The organism is Cellulomonas sp. NPDC055163 (assembly GCF_053607065.1).
Window position 1 is genome coordinate 802318 of the sequence record NZ_JBSGSU010000001.1, and the last position, 18030, is coordinate 820347.

Consider the following 18030-nt stretch of genomic DNA (forward strand, 5'->3'; position numbering starts at 1 on the left):
TCGGCGGGGCCGGGGACGCACGTCGTCCCCGGCCCCGCTCGCGTCCGGCTTCGGGCGTCTGGGCGCCCGGCGCCGCGCGGCTGAGCCTCGTCCTGCCGCGGCGCGACCTCGACCGGCCCGGGACCTCGACCGGCCCGGGACCTCGACCGGCCCGGGACCTCGACCGGCCCGGGACCTCGACCGGCCCGGGACCTCGACCGGCCCGGGATTTCGGTCCGGGCCCTCGAGCCGGTAGGCTGGACCGTTGCTGTGCCTCTGGTTGCCGTCGCCGATCGACGCGGGACCCGGGCACGGCGTGCGGCACCACCCCACGGGCCTCCGGGCCCGCGTCGAGGTGCCGCGACGCATGAGGACCCTCCTGCCACGGACAGACCGTGGCCGCCGAGACCAGAGGAGGTGGGTATGAGCCTGCGTCAGTACGAGATCATGATCATCCTCGACCCCGAGATCGAGGAGCGCACCGTCGCTCCCTCGCTCGACAAGTACCTGACCGTCATCAAGAACGACGGTGGAACCGTGGACAAGGTCGACATCTGGGGCCGTCGCCGCCTGGCGTACGACATCCAGAAGAAGTCCGAGGGCATCTACGCGGTCGTCGACTTCACGGCGTCGCCCGCGACCGCCAAGGAGCTCGACCGCCAGCTGGGCCTCAACGAGGTCGTCCTGCGCACCAAGGTGCTCCGCGCCGACGCCTGAGCGTCGGACCGCGCGAGTACGGTGCGCACCACTGACCCCACGGCGAGCTCCGCGACGAGCTCCCCGACGAACTGACGTCACAAGGAGCTGGCATGGCTGGTGAGACCGTCATCACGGTGATCGGGAACCTGACCGGGGACCCCGAGCTGCGCTTCACCCCCTCGGGTGCGGCCGTGGCGAACTTCACCGTGGCCTCGACCCCTCGCACGTTCGACCGCCAGTCCAACGAGTGGAAGGACGGCGACACGCTGTTCCTGCGCTGCTCGGTGTGGCGTGAGGCGGCGGAGAGCGTCGCGGAGTCCCTGACCAAGGGGACCCGCGTCATCGTGCAGGGCCGTCTCGTGCAGCGCTCCTACGAGACCCGCGAGGGCGAGAAGCGCACGGTGTACGAGATGCAGGTCGACGAGGTCGGCCCGTCCCTCCGCTACGCGACCGCGAAGGTCACCCGGGCCCAGCGCTCGGGTGGCGGCGGCGGTGGCTTCGGCGGGGGCGGCGGTGGCGGCTTCAACGGCGGCGGCGGTTATGGCGGCGGCGGCAACCAGCAGCAGGACGACCCGTGGGCCACGCCGGCCCCCGGCGGCGCCTCTGGTGGGTCGTTCTCTGACGAGCCCCCGTTCTGACCGGCAGCCTGCCTGCCCAGCACCACTGACACACCCATCCCGGGGCATGGCAACTCCCCGGGCTCCGGTACTTGAGAAGGAGCACCACGATGGCCAAGGCCGTTGTCCGCAAGCCCAAGAAGAAGATGAACCCGCTCAAGGCGGCGAAGATCGACGTCGTCGACTACAAGGACACTGCGCTGCTGCGCAAGTTCATCTCGGACCGCGGGAAGATCCGCGCGCGCCGAGTGACCGGTGTGTCCGTCCAGGAGCAGCGTGCGATCGCACGCGCCGTCAAGAACGCCCGCGAGATGGCTCTCCTGCCGTACTCGTCGTCGGCACGCTGAGAAGGAGGCGACACTCATGGCCAAGCTCATCCTGACCCACGAGGTCACCGGTCTCGGTGCCCCGGGTGACGTCGTCGAGGTGAAGGACGGGTACGCCCGTAACTACCTCGTGCCCCGCTCCCTCGCGACGCCCTGGACCAAGGGCGCCGAGAAGGAGATCACCGCGATCCGCAAGGCCCGCAAGGCCCGCGAGATCGAGAGCCTCGAGGGTGCCCAGGCGGTGCGCGACTCGCTGCAGTCGAAGCCCGTCGTCGTCACCGCGAAGGCCGGCGAGTCGGGCCGTCTGTTCGGTGCGATCACGACCGCGGAGATCGCGGACGCGGTCAAGGCGAACGGTGCCCAGACGGTCGACAAGCGCAAGATCGAGATCGGTCAGCCCATCAAGGCGACCGGTGAGTACAAGGTGCAGGTCCGCCTGCACGCCGAGGTCTCGGCCACGGTGACCGTCAAGGTCGTCGCTGCCTGACCCGCTCGGACGCGTGACACGAGGCCGGTGCCCCTGAGGGGGCGCCGGCCTCGTGCGTCGTCGGGCGGCGGAGCGGTGGCGAGGGCCGTGCCACGACCGGGCGTAGGGGACGGACGCGGGCGACGAGGGCGCGCTGGACGGGCGGAGCGCCTGACGGATGGGGCGTCTGACGGGTGGGGCGTCTGACGGGTGGAGCGCCGGACGGGTGGGCGGGTGGCGCGGGGCGCTGTCAGCGCGACGTCGGGCCGTCGGCCATCCACGCGGTGCCGCGGGCCCGGAGCGCCGTCGTCGCGGCCCGGGCGAGCATGAACACCCCGGCGAACCCCGCCCAGAGCCACGCGAGCCCGGCGGCGCCGTCGGGCGCCCACGCGTGGACGGCGAGCGCGCACGGCACGTACGCGGCGAGGGTCACGAGGCCGGCCCACGCGAGGTACCGACCGTCGCCGGCGCCGATGAGGACGCCGTCGAGCACGAAGACCCAGCCCGCGACCGGCAGGGTGACGGCGGCGACCAGCAGCCCCGCGACGACGGCGTCCCGGACGGCGGGGTCCGACGTGAACGGCCGGGCGAGCAGCGGCGACGCGACGGCGATCACGACCCCGAGGGCCGCGCCGGCCGCGACGCCCCAGGTGACGGTGCGCCGCAGGACGGCGCGCACCCGGGGGACGTCACGGGCACCGAGCGCGTGCCCGACGAGGGCCTGCGCGGCGATCGCGAGCGCGTCGAGCGCGAACGCGGTGAGCCCCCAGACCGCGCCCACGACCTGGTGCCCGGCGAGCGCGACGGGGCCGAGCGCGGTCGCGACCCAGACGGTCAGGAGGATCGCGAGCCGCAGCGAGACGGTCCGCACGAGCAGGGGAGCGCCGGCGCGGGCCTGCCCGAGGATGCCGGCGGCGGCGGGGGAGAGCGGCGCCCCGACGACCCGGGCGCCGCGCACGACGACGATGACGAGCACGGCGGCCATGCCGAGCTGCGTGAGCGCCGTCCCGAGCCCCGACCCGGCGATCCCCATCCCGGCGCCGTACACGAGCGCCACGTTGAGGACCGCGTTCACGACCGCGCCGGACGCGGCGACCACGAGCGGGGTGCGGGTGTCGAGGAGCCCCCTCAGCGCGCCGGTCGCGGCCAGGACCAGCAGCATCCCGGGCAGGCCGGGCGCGGACCAGCGCAGGTAGGTGACGGCGTGCCCGGCGACGGCGCCGTCGGCCCCGAGCGCGTCGACGGCCCAGGGTGCGGAGGCCCACAGGCCGAGCGCGAGCAGGACGCCGAGCCCCGCGGCGAGCCACATCCCGTCGACCCCGAGGCGCAGCGCGGCGACCCTGTCGCCCGCCCCGAGGTGCCGGGCCACGGCCGCGGTGGTGGCGTAGGCGAGGAAGACGCAGAGCCCGACGACGGTCACGAGGACGGTCGAGGCGAGCGCGAGCCCGGCGAGCTCGGACGTCCCGAGGTGCCCGACGACGGCGGAGTCGACCAGCACGAACAGGGGCTCCGCGACGAGTGCGCCGAGGGCGGGGACGGCGAGCGCGAGGACCTGCCGGTCGAGGCTGGACACGGAACGTCCACCCTGTGAACTCCTGGCCAACTTTCTCCTCGTCCACAACGGTGCACGGCGTCTCTCCCGGTGAGAGGCGTCTTTCGGGCCGCCGTCCACCTTTGTCCACAGGCCTGTCCACGACCTGTGCACAGTGCCGTGAGGGGGGTCCACAAGCGCGATCGGGTTGTCCCCAGGGCCTGTGGACGCCGTTCTTGGCGTGTCCGGAGGCAGCACCTTAGCCTCGCGTACGGCGCGGGCGAAGATGCTCCAGGGGGCGTCCGGGGAGGACGGCGCGGGAGCTTGTCAGTATCTCCTGATAGAACACATGTTCGACAACGTGCACGGTGAAGTCGGGGGAAGTCTGTGACGATCGAGGAGCTCGAGTACGGCGCGCCGTCCGACGGTGTGCGTGCCGGAGGCGGCTACGACCGGACCCCTCCGCAGGACGTCGCGGCGGAGCAGAGCGTGCTCGGCGGCATGATGCTCTCGAAGGACGCGATCGCCGACGTCGTCGAGCAGCTGCGCGGCACCGACTTCTACCGCCCGGCGCACGAGGCGATCTACGACGCGATCCTCGACCTGTACGGCCGCGGCGAGCCCGCCGACGCCGTCACCGTCGCCGACGAGCTCACCAAGCGTGGCGACATGACCCGCATCGGCGGGGCGCCCTACCTGCACACGCTCATCTCGGCCGTCCCCACCGCCGCGAACGCCGGGTACTACGCCCGCATCGTGCGCGAGCGCGCCGTGCTGCGCCGCCTCGTCGAGGCCGGGACGCGCATCGTCCAGCTCGGGTACGCGACCGACGGCGGCGACGTCGACGAGATCGTCAACAACGCCCAGGCCGAGGTCTACGCGGTCACCGAGCGCCGGACCACCGAGGACTACCACCGGCTCGGTGAGGTCATCGGCGGCACGGTCGACGAGATCGAGGCCGCCGGCCACCGCGGCGAGGGCATGATCGGCGTGCCCACGGGGTTCGCGGACCTCGACCGGCTCACGAACGGGCTGCACCCGGGGCAGATGATCGTGATCGCGGCGCGACCGGCCATCGGCAAGGCGCTCTCCCTCGACACCCCGCTGCCCACGCCGACGGGCTGGACCACCATGGGCGAGGTGCAGGTCGGCGACGAGCTCATCGCGGCCGACGGCACCCGCACGACCGTTGTCGCGGCCACGCCCGTGATGACGGGTCGCCCGTGCTACCGCGTGACGTTCGACGACGGGACGACGATCGTCGCGGACGCCCAGCACGAGTGGGCGACCCGGACGCGTGCCGAGCGCCAGCTGCCCCCAGGCGGCTCTGCCGTCGTGCGGACCACCGAGGAGCTCGCGGCGACGGTCCGCTGCGTGACGGCGGACGGCCGGGCGAACCACTCCGTCCAGACCGCTGCCCCGCTTGCGCTCCCGGACGGCGACCTGCCGGTCGACCCGTACGCGCTGGGCGTGTGGCTCGGCGACGGCCACTCGGCGTCGGCCCGCTTCACGTCGGCGGACCCCGAGATCGCGATGCGGATCGAGGGACGCGGGCTCGTCGCGCGGCAGACGGGGGTCACCGACGGACCCGCACGGCTGTACACGCTGGGTCTGCCCTCGTCCGAGAGCGGCGTCGTCGATCTGCTGCGCGGGCTGGGAGTCCTGGCGAACAAGCACATCCCTGCGGCGTACCTGCGTGCGAGCGAGGCGCAGAGGCGGGAGCTGCTCGCCGGCCTGCTCGACACCGACGGCACGGTCAACCCCACGGGGAGCCCGCAGTTCACGGTCACGAGCCGCCGGCTCGCCGAGGACGTGCGCGAGCTCGTGCACTCGCTCGGGTACCGGACCGGCTGGTCGACGCGCACCGTCCGCGGCCGCAGCGCCGAGTCGTCCACGGCGTTCACCCTCACCTTCACGACGGACGACGACGTCTTCGCGCTCGAGCGCAAGCGTCTGGCCCACAAGGAGCGCCGGCGCCCCTCGACGCCGCGGCTGCGCCAGCGCATGGTCGTCTCGGTCGAGCCGATCGAGTCCGTCCCAGTCCGCTGCGTCGAGATCGACCACCCGGACCACCTGTACCTCGCGAGCCGGTCGATGGTCCCGACCCACAACTCGACGCTCGGCATCGACATCGTGCGGTCGTCGGCGATCAAGCACAACCAGGCCGCCGTCGTGTTCTCGCTCGAGATGAGCCGCAACGAGATCACGATGCGTCTGCTCTCCGCCGAGGCGCGCATCCACCTGCAGAAGATGCGCACCGGCCAGATGGGTGAGGACGACTGGCAGAAGCTCGCGGCCACGATGGGCAAGATCTCCGAGGCGCCGCTGTTCATCGACGACTCGCCGAACATGTCGCTCATGGAGATCCGCGCCAAGTGCCGGCGGCTCAAGCAGCGCCACGACCTCAAGCTCGTCGTGATCGACTACCTGCAGCTCATGTCGTCCGGCAAGCGTGTCGAGTCCCGCCAGCAGGAGGTCTCGGAGTTCTCGCGTGCGCTCAAGCTCCTCGCCAAGGAGCTCGAGGTCCCGGTCATCGCGATCTCGCAGCTGAACCGTGGGCCGGAGCAGCGCACGGACAAGCGGCCGGCGATGAGCGACCTTCGTGAATCGGGCTCTATCGAGCAAGATGCTGACATGGTAATACTTTTGCATCGCGAAGATGCCTATGAAAAGGAATCACCTCGGGCGGGTGAGGCCGATCTTATTGTCGCCAAGCACCGAAACGGGCCTACAGACACGATCACGGTGGCGTTCCAGGGCCATTACTCGCGCTTCGTGGACATGCAGGCGTAGTCCCTGAGCACATGTCGACGTGCAGCCGTTCTTTCTCAGTCGTGCAGATACGTTTCGTAACCTGACGTCGAGACACGCCTACTCAAGAGATCCGCGACGGGTTCGTTAAGCGCGGAGCGTGAACTAATCGCTACCTCGCGGCCAGTAGTCCCGTCTGGGTAGGAGCCCTCCAGGGAGGACTGTGTACCTGTCGAGATGCTAGGTGCTTTGAAATTTTCGGGCCCGGTACTTTAACTACCCCGCGCCGACTCCAGGCCTGCTGGGCCGCGACGCCCGGCCTTGGCGGCAGAGCGTCTAGTTGTACTGACCCGGAGCGTTGTTGACGCGGTCGATGGGTCGAAGGCCGCCGATGCCGAGGTGGGGTCGTTCCAGGTTGTAGTGCTCGAGCCAGGCGGGCAAGGCGTTGGCGCGTTCGGTGTTTGAGGTGAACACGCGTGAGTAGGCCCATTCCCGGGCCAGGGTGCGGTTGAGGCGTTCGACCTTGCCGTTGGTCCAGGGGCAGTGCGGTCGGATGAACTTCAGCGTGATGCCGAGGTGGTTCGCGGCGTCACGGAAGACGTGGGCGCGACGGTAGTTCCGGGCGCTGTCGCTGATCACGCGTTCGATGGTGATGCCGTGAGAGGCGTAAAACGCCGCGGCGCGGGTCAGGAGCTCGGCGCAGGTGGTGCCCTTCTCGTCGCCGTGGATCTCGGCGTAGGCGAGTCGGGAGTGGTCGTCGATCGCGGTGTGGACGTAGTCGTAGCCGATCGGGACGGCCTTGTGCCGGTCGGCGACCCGGGCGACCCGACCGTGGGCCTTCCACCCGCCGCCGTCAGGGATGCGTCCGAGCTTCTTGACGTCGATGTGGACCAGGGAGCCGGGGTAGTCATGCTCGTAGCGGTTCGCCGAGGACCGGGCTGCGCGGATGACCTGCCCCGTGAGCGGGTCGCAGTCCCGCAGCGCCGGGACGCGGTGACGGGCCAGGACGCGTCCGACGGTCGAGGCGGGAAGGCCCAGGTGGTGGCCGATCCAGACCGGTCCTCGCCGCGACAGCATCCGCGCGACCCTGATCCGCGTCTCGACGCAGGCCGGGGTCCGGCGCGGATGGGTGTGGGCGATGCTCGGGCGGTCCACCAGACCTAGCACGGCCGTCGGCCTGGAAGCGGCGCCACCACCGCCACGCCGTCGTGCGCGAGACCCCCATCTCCCCCGCGACATGCGCGACCGGACGACCCGCAGCGATCCGGGACACGAGCGTGAACCTGCCGGCCGGGGTCAACCGGGCGTTAGCGTGAGACACGAGAGACCTCCGTGGTCAGAGTCGGTTCCTAGACAGCTCCAACTCGACCCGGAGGTCTCTCGTCACGTCAACAACGGTCTTGGTCAGTACATCTAGTCACCGCACAGCATCGCACCCTCGGTCGGAGGCGAGTGGCGCCACCTCTCCGCCGGCGACGAATGGTCTAGCTGTGATGTCTCAGGCAGGTTGTTGTGCCTGCTGATGGGCGTGCCGCCGATGGCGGAGTGGATGCGGTGATGGTTGTAGAAGTGCACCCAGGTCGGTAGCTGTGCCAAGCCGTGCTCTCGGGGTCACGGCAGCGTTAGCGTGGGACACGAAAGCCTCCAGGTTCGCGAAGCGGTTCCTCGACAGCTCCACTTCACAACCGGAGGCCTTTGCTACGCTCCCAACTCAAAGCCCGTGTCACACCTAGCGACCCTGACCTGCCCGCTCGCCGGCGGCGGTGCAGACAGGAGCGACTCCACTCGATCGGCTGAGGACGGACCGTCCAACTACCCCTGACCGGCCCGCGTGCCCGCGGTGCGACACGAGTGACCCCAATCACGAACGCGCGCGGGCGTGGGTCGGAAGACCTGGCCGAAGCGTCAGGCACCGTTGCCTCCCGACGACGCCACCGGCAACCGACTGGCGGCGCGCCCGCTCGTCGCCTCCGTCGTGGCGACGTACGTCATGGACCTTGGAGCCATGACCGTGGCGCGACCGCTGCCGACGGCGACCGTCCGCGTCACCTGCAGCCGGTTCCCCCGCCCGGAGCGGCGGGCCGGGAGGGGCAGCGCATTCAACCCACATCGGCGGCGGAACTCGACCCTATCCACCTCGCGGGTCGCCGCCCGGCGGCCGCCCACCACCGAGCGGACCCCAGCCTTTATGCCGTGTCAGTGCATGCTCACCCCTGGGCGAGGTCCTCGGATTTACGCACGAGCGAGCTGAGCGAGGCGCGTCCGTTGAAGCTAGAAACCACTTCTCCTGTCACGCCGTTCTGCAGGCTCCACGCTCTGGTGGACGGACCGGTAGCTCGAATGCTTCCGGCGTCGAAGTGGATAGAGTAGATCTCGGTGTCTCCCGCCGGATTCGTTACCTCAAGATCGACAAGCAACTCGTCGCCGTGTCGTGCGGTAGGCGGAAATGCTTTCAGCGTGAGCCCGTCCAAGTAGTCGTAATCGGGACGGTCCGCGCCTGAACCCACGGGTACGACGGCTCCTTCGCGCGCGAAGAGGGGAACGCTGTCGAACCCATGAGTCTGCTTGACCCACTTCGGTCCGACTACAACGTCTCCGCTCAGAAAGTGTGTCCACGTGCCTTCGGGCAGGTAGAACTCGACCTCACCACTCGCGGTGAACACTGGGGCCACAAGCAGACTGCCGCCCAGCATGTACTGGCGATCCAGGTACTCCGTTGCGGGATCCTCCCAGAACTCGAACTGCATGGGCCGCACGACGGGCGTCCCGCACCTCGCCGACTCCAAGCCTGCTGAGTACAGGTAGGGCATGAGGCGCATTTTCAGCTCGGTGAACTTTCGCGTAACTTCGACGGCCTCCTCGTCTATCAACCACGGAACCCGGTACGACGTGTTCCCGTGAAGTCGGCTGTGGCTCGAGAGCAGACCGAAGGCCGTCCAGCGTTTGAACACCCCGGCGTCGGGCGTTCCCTCAAACCCACCGATGTCGTGGCTCCAGAAGCAGAACCCTCCGTAGGCCAGCGAGAGGCCGCCTCGTAGCGTCTCGGCCATCGACTCGTAGCTCGAGGTCGAGTCCCCACCCCAGTGCACCGGGAGACTCTGGCCACCAACCGTGGCAGCGCGGGCGAAGACGATGCCTTCACCCGTTCCGCGCTCCTCTTCGAGCACCTCGAACACGGCTCTGTTGTAGAGCAGGGAATAATGGTTGTGCATGCTCGCGGGGTCAGTGTCGTCGTCGAACCTGACGTCCAGCGGGACGCGTTCACCGAAATCGGTCTTGAATGTGTCCACGCCTTGCCGCACCAGCGCTCTCAGCTTGTCCTTGAACCACAGGGTCGCCGCAGGGTTCGAGAAGTCCACCAGACCCATCCCCGCCTGCCACCGGTCCCACTGGAACGTAGTTCCGTCTTTCCGTTTCACGAGGAACCCCGCGGTAGACGCCTCGGCGAAGAGCGGGCTCCTCTGGGCGATGTATGGATTGATCCACACGCATACTCGCAAGCCCTTCTCGTGCAGCCGCCGCAGCATGCCCTCCGGGTCCGGGAACACGCGCGGATCCCATTCGAAGTCGCACAGCCTGAACTCGCGCATCCAGAAGACGTCGAAGTGGAACACGCTCAACGGGATGCGCTTCTCCGCCATCGTGTCGATGAAGCTGTTGACGGTCGCCTCGTCGTAGTCCGTGGTGAACGACGTGGAGAGCCAGAGACCGTACGACCATGCAGGTACGGCCGGCGGACGTCCGGTGAGGGCCGTGTAGCGTTCCAGGATGTCTCTGGGACTCCGTCCGTGGATGACAAAGTACTCGAGCGACTCGCCGGGGACCGAGAACTGCACTCGCTCCACCGATTCCGAGGCCACCTCGTACGAGACGTGGCCGGTGCGATTGACCAGGACCCCGTATCCTCGGTTCGTGAGGTAGAAGGGGATGTTCTTATAGGCCAGCTCGGACCAGGTTCCTCCATCCGAGTTCCAGATGTCCACGGTCTGACCGTTCTTCACGAGCGGGCCGAATCGCTCGCCGAGTCCGTAGACGAGCTCTCCGACGCCCAGCGTCAGCTGCTCGTGGATGTAGGTCGACTCACGCGGCCACGACGTCGCGTCCTTCGTTGCTCCAGTGTGCTGTCCGTCGACGTGCGCGTCGTCGCTGAGTTGAACATATCCGAGCGAGTTGCGACCGCTCTTCGTCAGAACCTTCCCACCAGCCTCGAACGTGAGGTTCCACGGTGCGCCACGCGTGATCCGGGCCGTCAACGATCCGGAGCGCAGCGACGCACTTTCCGGATCGGTCTGTGTGCTGACGGATGCCGCGTGGTTGCGGTCGATCTCGAATCCGGTCGGCTGCGGCCCTCCCGAATGGTGTTCCACCTTCACGGCGATGACGTCATCCATCGGCGACGACAGGGTGACCGTGAGCGCAGGCTGGTCCGTCGTGTAACCCCTGCGGCTGACCACCCTCGTCGGTGCGGTTATCACGAGCGTTTCATCGACGGTCTCGATGTCATACGCCTGTCGCGCGATCATCCGTGACACACCGTGCCGCGTCTCCCAGAAACCTTCGCTGAACTTCACGTCTAATCCTCCCAGCCTTCACGTTTTCTCGGTCGAGCGTGCTCACGGCCTTGCGGAGCGTCCGCGTCCAGGCGCGGCGGCGTCAACTTCTGCCCGTGCCACGGCTCATGGGTGTAGCTCTTCCTCGACGAGGAGCACTCTGGGCCGGGAATGACGGTGGACCGAACCGGCCGAGCGGGCAGCTCTCATCGTTCGACCGTGATGATCTGACCGGCCGAAGTCGTGGAGACCTCCAGGGGCAGCCGCCCTTCCAGCATCTTGACGAGGTAGTCCGTATCGCACTTCCCGCCGGGGACCTCCGGACGACCCGGTGTGGTCGAGACCAGGTGAAGGCGCGAGGCGATCCGCCGGGCCTCGGCGATCATGACGAGGAGGTCGTTGGGCAGCAAGAATCGCCAGAGGTCGACATGCAGCACGTCGTCGAACTCAGCGTCGTCGAACAGCGTCCGCATGCCGAGCAGGTGCGGATTCCCGGCAGCGGCCGGCGCGCGGTGGTTCCACGTGACGGTACGGCCCGATCGATCCCGCGGAGGCGTTCCACCGACGATCAACACGGCCGAGTCCGGGGCGACGAGCTCCGCAAGGTCGTCACGTCGAAGCTCACCGAGGGAGTCGGCGCGGAACGTGTCCAGGACGCCTTCGTAGTACGCGACCTTCGCGTTCGTGTAGGTGGGCGACCCGCCGAGTAGCTCGACATCGAAGCGGGGGTGCTTCCTGCGGAAGAGCTCGGTGTTCCGCTGGTGCTCGATCGCCTGGCGTGCGTAGTCCCGGAAGTGCGGCACGGTGAAGCTGTAGGCCTCGGGATCGAGCACGAACTGCCCCTCGGGTCGCCCGGCAGCCTCGAACAGCCGGTAGCCGAGCTCGACGTCCTCACGACCCCATCCGTCGAAGTCCTCGTCAAATCCGCCGATGGCCTCGAGGTCGCGTCGGCGGACCGAGACGTTGTGGGTGAACAGGTAGGCCCACGGAATCCTGCTGACGGCGATCGCGGACGCCTCCGCACCGAACATGCTGAGCCGCACGTCCTGCTCGACAGCAGCCTTCGGCGCTTCGGCATCGCCGTCGAGCAGCCGGTTCACGGTGTCCCAGGACGGCTCGTAGCGGTTGCCCAGAAGGACTCTTGAGGTGTCCGACCCACCTCTCCGGTGGAACTCGGCGTGTCTGCGCATCAGGTCGGGTGCGGCGTAGGAGTCGCCGTCCAGCATGAGTACCACGTCGCCCCGTGCCGACCGGATGCCGTGGTTGCGGGCCCTCGATCTGCCGCCGCCCGGGTAGCGGCGCTCAACTCTCAGGTTCGTCAGGTCAAAGGGAGCGACGGTCTCAGCGGCCGGCACGGTGGACCCGTCGTCGACGACGATCACCTCCCATTCGGCGCAGGGAAGGTCCTGTGCCGTGAGTGATCTCAGCGTGAGCTCAAGTCCTTGCGCGTTGTCGCGGATCGGCACCACGACCGAAACGTAAGGATTCTTCATGTAATTGGCCCCTGTCTGTGCGGTGAGAACTCTGTGCCGAGGTTGATCGAGCCCGTGACGGACCCGCTCGACGAGGCTGTCGAGCTCTGCTAGCGAATGGGTGCGTCACGGAGACGCACATCTCGTGAGTTCGTACGTGACCGTGCTACGACCCGTACTGCTGCCAGAACTACGCGGTGAGACGCCATCCGGCTCGCCGTCCGGGAGTGCCCGGCGTCGACCGGCGGAATCCTCTTCCTTCTCCGAAGGAACGGCCTCGTCCTTTCGATCCCACGCATGGGACCGGCGCCCGCTCTTTGTCGAGGGAGGGCCAGACCCGCGGTGCACCACGTCGCGCTGCACAGCTCTCGGGTGACCAGGTACTCGGTGCTGTCACCGGTCAAAAATCCGGGCGGCCCGATCGGCTCGCTCATGCAAACAGCCAACTGCTGCCGGGCGGCGTGACTGTCATGGCGCGGAGATCCTCGGGAAAAGAATGACTGCTCATTAAGGTCGGTGCTGTCGGATCGTCCGGCCGCGCCGCTTCTTCAGATGAACTGCTCGCTTGCATCGAAGCCCTTCGAAGCTGAGGTCTGTGGAGAGTAGGCGCTCCCTTGCTGACGATCAACCGGCAATTTCTGCGATGTCCTGCGCCCTGCACCGCCCTGCCGACGAGGAGAATTCGCACCGGTGGGCCACCCGCCGACTTGAGCGCGCCTTGCCGGTCGGTTCGACGACCCGGGCGAGGACCAGGTCCGTCAACCTCTCGTCCCCCACCGCGTTGAACCCCCAGCGCTCGTCGGTGCCCTCCGCAATGACCTGCGGCTCGTGCTCCCGGCCTCGGGAGCACCGCTCGGGGCGGTGCCGGAGGAGTCCCGCCCGGGCAGCAGACACGAGAGGCCTCTCTCAGCACGGCGAGCTGCCCGTCGTCCTGGGCGGAGCCGACGTCCTCGATCCCGAGGCGTGTCCGCCCGGCTCGCGGACGGCCTGCACCGCCCGGGTACCCCACGCCGTCGAAGCGCTTCGGACGGGCGGAGCGCGGCCGGGGCCGCTGCCGACCCGATCGGCGGCGTCGGCACGCATCCATCGGTCACCTCGTCTCAGATCAGGGCGGTGCCGACCCGCCCAGTCACCCGAAAGTGGAGCGAGTCAGCCGATCGTGTGACAACCTATGACAAATCGACGCGCTTCGACGAGGAGGTCCAGTGCCATGCCTACCCCTGACTGCCCTGCGCGAGCCGGCCGTCCGCCGTGAGAGCGCTGCCCGACCGGCCGCAGCGGACCAGCGGACCGCACCGCCCTGCGGCGCCCGCTCGCCAGCGCCGGCCCCGGACCTGGGCTCCCCCGCGGACGGACGGCGCCGTGTCCGTCGATGGCGCCGTGCGGGCCCCCCTCGGCTCCGGGGGCCACGCCGACCTCGTCGGTGGCCCTCGGAGGGCGTGCTCGACCCTGTACGGCATCCAGGCCGACGCCGACGCGACGCGCAAGCTGACCGCGCGGGGATCGACGGCGTGACGCTCACTCGGTCTGTCTCGCACATCACCGGACCCGTTGCATCGCGAGCTCGGCGGTGCGTCTGCTCCGGGCTGACGGAACGCCACTGCGACATCGCGGTGAGAAAGCGCAGGACCGGCTCCCGAGCGCCGTTGCACGGCCTTTGTCTGCGTGCCCACATTCGGCACCGAAGAACGATCTGAGGAAACGACGGCGACCCTTGACAGCGGCACGAGCGAGATGGCAGCGTCTCGCCGACGACGACACCTTTCGAAAGGAAAAGACAGCATGCAGATCGTCAAGCCGGAGTTCTCCCTGTCCGACGCGGAACGCGATAATCTGCACGACGCGCTGGCGACGATCGACGCCAACCCGTACAAGCACTACGAGGGTTTCTGCGCGCAGGTGCGCTCTGTCTGCGCGTCGTCCGCTGTCCCCGAGGTGCTCGCTGAGCACGTCAAGCACCGCCGCACGCTCTCGCCCGCCGAGCACCCGCTGAGCTATTTCAGCAATCTCCCGATCGACGCGGACATGCCGGTGTTCGACTTCGACGACCCCGTAGCGTCGAAGCATGCGCTCAAGAAGACGTTCATCGGCGAGGCGGTCCTGGCGCTCTACGCCGAGCTCGCCGGCACGCCGGGGATCGCCTACCTCAACGTCAACGACGGTGACGTCTTCCAGGACATCTACCCGAAGCGTTCCCTCGCGGACAGCCAGTCGCAGAAGGCGCTCAACAGCATCGCTTTCCACAAGGACCTCGCCAACCATTTCGTACGACCGGACTACGTCTATATGATCGGCATGCGCGCCAGCGCGCAGAACGAGGTCTACACGACGTTCGCGAAGAACACCGACATCTTCGCCGCGCTCGACGAGGACCAGATCGACGTCGCGCAGCAGCTGCGGTTCACCACACCGTTCGACGACCTGACCGTCCACGGGAACCGGATCGACGTCGGGGAGGCCCAGCGTCACCCGCTCATCCGGCCGAACATGGACCTGCAGTTCTTCGAGAACCGGACGCGGGGTCTCGACGACGAGGCCCAGAGCGTCGTCGACGCGGTCCGCGACGCCGCCCACGCCGCAAAGCTCGGCGTCAACATCCAGGCGCGCGACTTCGTGATCACCTGCAACAACTACTGCGTGCACTCCAAGGAGGTCGTCGCGGCGCCCGACAAGGAGGGTCTGCAGACCCGTTGGGTCATCAAGACCGTCAACGTCGACACCCGGGCGACCCACGTGCCCCACATGGTGCACGGCGTCGACTACCTGGTGCGCGGATGACGGAGCAGGAGGCGCTCACGGCGCGGTCGCCCTGGTCGCTCGAAGGGCGCACCGCCGTCGTCACCGGCGCCAGCAGGGGAATCGGCGAAGCGACGGCGCGCGCACTCGACGACGCCGGCGCCCGGGTGGTGCTCGTGGCGAGGTCGGGTGACCGGCTGACAGCCGTCGCGCGGGAGCTCAAGCAACCGGCGGTCGTGATCGAGGCCGACCTCGCCGACCGTCGGACTCCGGAGCTCGTCGCCGAGGTGGTCGCGCGGGAGGTCGGGACGTTGGACATCCTCGTGAACAATGCGGCAGCGGCGGTACGGGTGCCGACTCTCGAGATGACGGAGGACAGCCTCGACCAGATCCTTGCCGTCAACGTCCGCAACTTGCTCATGCTCACCGCGAAGCTGATCCCCCTCATGCTGCCGACGGGTGGCGGTTCGATCATCAACCTGTCCTCGCTCTCGGGCCTGCTCGGGACCCCGTCGAGAGCCGCCTACTGTGCGAGCAAGAGTGCGATCGACGGCATCACCCGTTCCTTGGCGCAGGAGTTCGGGCACGCGAGGATCCGGGTGAACGCGGTGGCGCCGGGAATCGCGGACACCAAGCTGTGGGCCAGCAACAAGGCGATCCCCGGTGTCGAGGAGGCCATGAACAAGCACATCCCGCTCGGGCGGTGGGGCAGGCCTGAGGAGATCGCCTCGGTCATCGCCTTCCTCGCGTCGGACGCGGCGGCGTACGTCACCGCTCAGGTGATCAGCGTCGACGGCGGGATGGCGGACACGCTCGACCTCTACACGGGAGCGATCTAACCGATGCGCTCGACCTCGGTCTCCGGCGGCCGGGAGCTGGAGGAGGCGAGGGACGACATCGTGACGATGCTGGCGCGGCGCTACGGGCGCGCCGGCACCGTCACGCTCGCCCCGGTGGCCGGCGGGCTCTGGAACCTCGTGCTGTCCGTCGACTCGACGCATGGGAGCTTCGTCTACAAGCGGTATCGGGCGGCGTCACCGCCGGGCTTCGCGCGGGCGCCTGCCTCTGCGGTGGAGCTGTTTCGCACGGCGGTCGCCGTCCACCGGCTCGCGCCGTCCGCGGGCGGGCTGGGTGCAGACGTGCCCGAGCTCCTCGAGGTGAGTCCGGACCGTCTCTCGGTCCTCATGCGCGCCGCGCCCGGCGAGCCGCTCACCGTCCGCTTGCAGGGGACCGGCCCGCTGCCTTCGACCGCTCTGCTCGAGCTGGCGCGGTGGCTCGCCCGCTACCACCGACTCACCTTCGGCGTTCTCCCGGAGTTCGCCGGCGAGAACAGCCTGGAGCGCTACAAGCGGTACAAGACGCAGATGCAGTACGGCGACGTGGCGGGGCGGCTCTCACCGGCCGCCGGCGGCGCGCTGCAGTCGTTGTCATCGCGCTACGCCTCGCAACGTACTTGCCTCGTTCACGGCGACCTCAACTCCGCGAACGTGCTCGTCGGCGGGTGTGGTGCTCGCGTGACGGTCTTCGACTTCGAGCAGGCGCACGTCGGCTCTCCGGCGTTCGACATCGCCTACCTGCTCGCGGAGGTGGTGGTCGCAGCTCACGAGAGGGGTGCGACCGCCGCGCTCGCCCGGGAGTTCCTCTGCGCCTACCAGGACGAGTGGGGCGAGGGCGCGGTGTCCGAGCAGGACGTCACCGAGCACCTGGCCGGCCAGATCCTCTACCGCTTCTGGGGGCCGAGCCGCGCTCGGTGGACCGCGTACACGTCTCCGACGACGCGGTCGTGGTTCGAGGCACGCTGCGAGCGTGTCCTCGCTCACGCACAGTGGTCGCTGGCGGCGCTGGACGTGACGGTGTGAAGGGCCGCCGCGTCGGCGGGTCCGCCTACACGAAGTTGCAGCCCGTGCTCGAGCGGGCCGCGTCGGAGGGCCTGGTCCTCTGGGAGGAGCCGCACGACCGACCGGTGCCCGTCGGGCGGATGGCGGCGCGCGTGAGATTCGTCCCGACGTTCGTCCATCGCGCGTTGACCTACCGGACGACGGCGGAGTCCTGTGGCCTGTGCCCCGGGGACCGCAGCGAGAACGTCATCGGGCCGGCTGACGTCCCGCCACCGTGGTCGCCCTCGTTCCACAGGTTCTGCGAGGTGTTCGACCTCCGGCTGAACAACTTCCCTTACCTGAAGCACCAGGTCCTTGCGTGTTTGCGCGTGCACGCGCCCACGCTCACGTCGACCCAGCTGGGCGCCTTCGTCGCCTTCCTGCCGGAGTCCGGGTTCCGCGGCGGCGCGATGCAGGTGCTCGGCAGCGGCGCCACGGTGCCCGACCACGCGCACCTGTCGCTCTTCGCCGAGCCGCTCCCCGTCTTCGACCTCGAGCGGGAGGAGGTCGGGAGCATCGGCGACGTGCTCGTCCGAACGTGCGTCGGGTACCCCGGGTGCGTCCTGGTGTTCGACCAGGGAGAAGTCGCGTCCCGGTGCGAGGCCGTCGTGAGGGTGCTCGACCGCCTGGCGGAGCGGCGCATGACGTTCAACCTCCTCGTCGACCCCGACGGCGCCGTCTACGTCGTCGCTCGGACCCATGAGCGGTCGCCGACCGCACGTCGGAAGATCGGCTTCACGGCGGTCGCGGGGCTGTACACCGGGTACGTCGGCCAGGCCCCGACTCCCGACGCCGCCGGGCTGCGCCGCGCGATCCTCGACGACTGCGACGCTGTCACGGCACTGACGTACGCGGCCGCGCTCCGTGAGACGGTGTGGCAGGCGTCGCCCGGAGCGCTGCTGGGCCTGCTCGAGGACTCCGACGTGACGGCCGCGACGCCGGCCCGCTCCCGGTCGCAACCGGTACGGGCGGAATAAAGTGTGCTCTGACCTGGCGAGTTACTGCTCGCCTGAACCCTCTGACGCG

At 69.0% G+C, this 18030-nt stretch carries 13 protein-coding genes and 1 pseudogene; 10 read left to right on the forward strand and 4 right to left on the reverse strand.

What is annotated here, in order from left to right; all coding sequences use genetic code 11:
• Positions 1-402 precede the first annotated feature (402 nt).
• From rpsF to rplI, 4 genes are all read left to right on the forward strand, one after another.
• The gene (gene rpsF / locus ACWFNE_RS03395; RefSeq protein WP_034624464.1) at positions 403-696 is read left to right on the forward strand and encodes a 30S ribosomal protein S6; all 294 of its coding nucleotides are present in this window, start codon (positions 403-405) and stop codon (positions 694-696) included.
• Between the two features lie 92 nt (positions 697-788).
• Entirely contained in the window at positions 789-1316 is a 528-nt protein-coding gene (locus tag ACWFNE_RS03400; protein WP_452121050.1) for a single-stranded DNA-binding protein, read from the forward strand.
• Between the two features lie 89 nt (positions 1317-1405).
• On the forward strand, positions 1406-1642 hold the full coding sequence (rpsR, locus tag ACWFNE_RS03405) for a 30S ribosomal protein S18 (RefSeq protein ID WP_034624459.1): 237 nt from the start codon (positions 1406-1408) through the stop codon (positions 1640-1642).
• A gap of 16 nt (positions 1643-1658) precedes the next feature.
• The gene (gene rplI, locus ACWFNE_RS03410) at positions 1659-2108 is read left to right on the forward strand and encodes a 50S ribosomal protein L9 (protein ID WP_034624455.1); all 450 of its coding nucleotides are present in this window, start codon (positions 1659-1661) and stop codon (positions 2106-2108) included.
• A gap of 229 nt (positions 2109-2337) precedes the next feature.
• Here rplI and ACWFNE_RS03415 read toward each other — a convergent pair whose 3' ends face one another.
• Complete coding sequence (locus tag ACWFNE_RS03415) at positions 2338-3660, reverse strand: MATE family efflux transporter (protein ID WP_452121051.1); 1323 nt, start codon at positions 3658-3660, stop codon at positions 2338-2340.
• A 462-nt stretch (positions 3661-4122) separates the two neighbouring features.
• Here ACWFNE_RS03415 and dnaB point away from each other — a divergent pair, with 462 nt between their 5' ends.
• On the forward strand, positions 4123-6411 hold the full coding sequence (gene dnaB / locus ACWFNE_RS03420; RefSeq protein ID WP_452121133.1) for a replicative DNA helicase: 2289 nt from the start codon (positions 4123-4125) through the stop codon (positions 6409-6411).
• Between the two features lie 294 nt (positions 6412-6705).
• Here the strand turns inward: dnaB and ACWFNE_RS03425 are convergent.
• From ACWFNE_RS03425 to ACWFNE_RS03435, 3 genes and pseudogenes are all read right to left on the reverse strand, one after another.
• Positions 6706-7690, reverse strand: a pseudogene (locus tag ACWFNE_RS03425) (IS481 family transposase).
• 886 nt (positions 7691-8576) lie between these two features.
• Positions 8577-10940: an alpha-xylosidase gene (gene yicI / locus ACWFNE_RS03430; protein ID WP_452121052.1), complete on the reverse strand. Its 2364-nt coding sequence runs from the start codon at positions 10938-10940 to the stop codon at positions 8577-8579.
• Between the two features lie 185 nt (positions 10941-11125).
• Positions 11126-12412, reverse strand: a complete 1287-nt coding sequence (locus ACWFNE_RS03435) for a glycosyltransferase (protein WP_452121053.1) — start codon at positions 12410-12412, stop codon at positions 11126-11128.
• Between the two features lie 1341 nt (positions 12413-13753).
• Between ACWFNE_RS03435 and ACWFNE_RS03440 the strand changes: the two genes are divergently transcribed.
• The 5 genes from ACWFNE_RS03440 to ACWFNE_RS03460 all read left to right on the forward strand — a co-directional run bounded on the left by ACWFNE_RS03440 (position 13754) and on the right by ACWFNE_RS03460 (position 17981).
• On the forward strand, positions 13754-13906 hold the full coding sequence (locus ACWFNE_RS03440) for a hypothetical protein (protein ID WP_452121054.1): 153 nt from the start codon (positions 13754-13756) through the stop codon (positions 13904-13906).
• Between the two features lie 267 nt (positions 13907-14173).
• The gene (locus tag ACWFNE_RS03445; RefSeq protein ID WP_452121055.1) at positions 14174-15169 is read left to right on the forward strand and encodes a hypothetical protein; all 996 of its coding nucleotides are present in this window, start codon (positions 14174-14176) and stop codon (positions 15167-15169) included.
• A complete protein-coding gene (locus tag ACWFNE_RS03450; RefSeq protein ID WP_452121056.1) occupies positions 15166-15966 on the forward strand; it encodes an SDR family NAD(P)-dependent oxidoreductase in 801 nt (266 codons plus the stop codon). Before ACWFNE_RS03445 ends, ACWFNE_RS03450 begins: the two co-directional genes overlap by 4 nt.
• Positions 15967-15969: 3 nt before the next feature.
• Positions 15970-16986: a phosphotransferase family protein gene (locus ACWFNE_RS03455; protein WP_452121057.1), complete on the forward strand. Its 1017-nt coding sequence runs from the start codon at positions 15970-15972 to the stop codon at positions 16984-16986.
• Positions 16983-17981: a hypothetical protein gene (locus ACWFNE_RS03460; protein ID WP_452121058.1), complete on the forward strand. Its 999-nt coding sequence runs from the start codon at positions 16983-16985 to the stop codon at positions 17979-17981. Before ACWFNE_RS03455 ends, ACWFNE_RS03460 begins: the two co-directional genes overlap by 4 nt.
• The last annotated feature ends 49 nt before the right edge of the window (positions 17982-18030 follow it).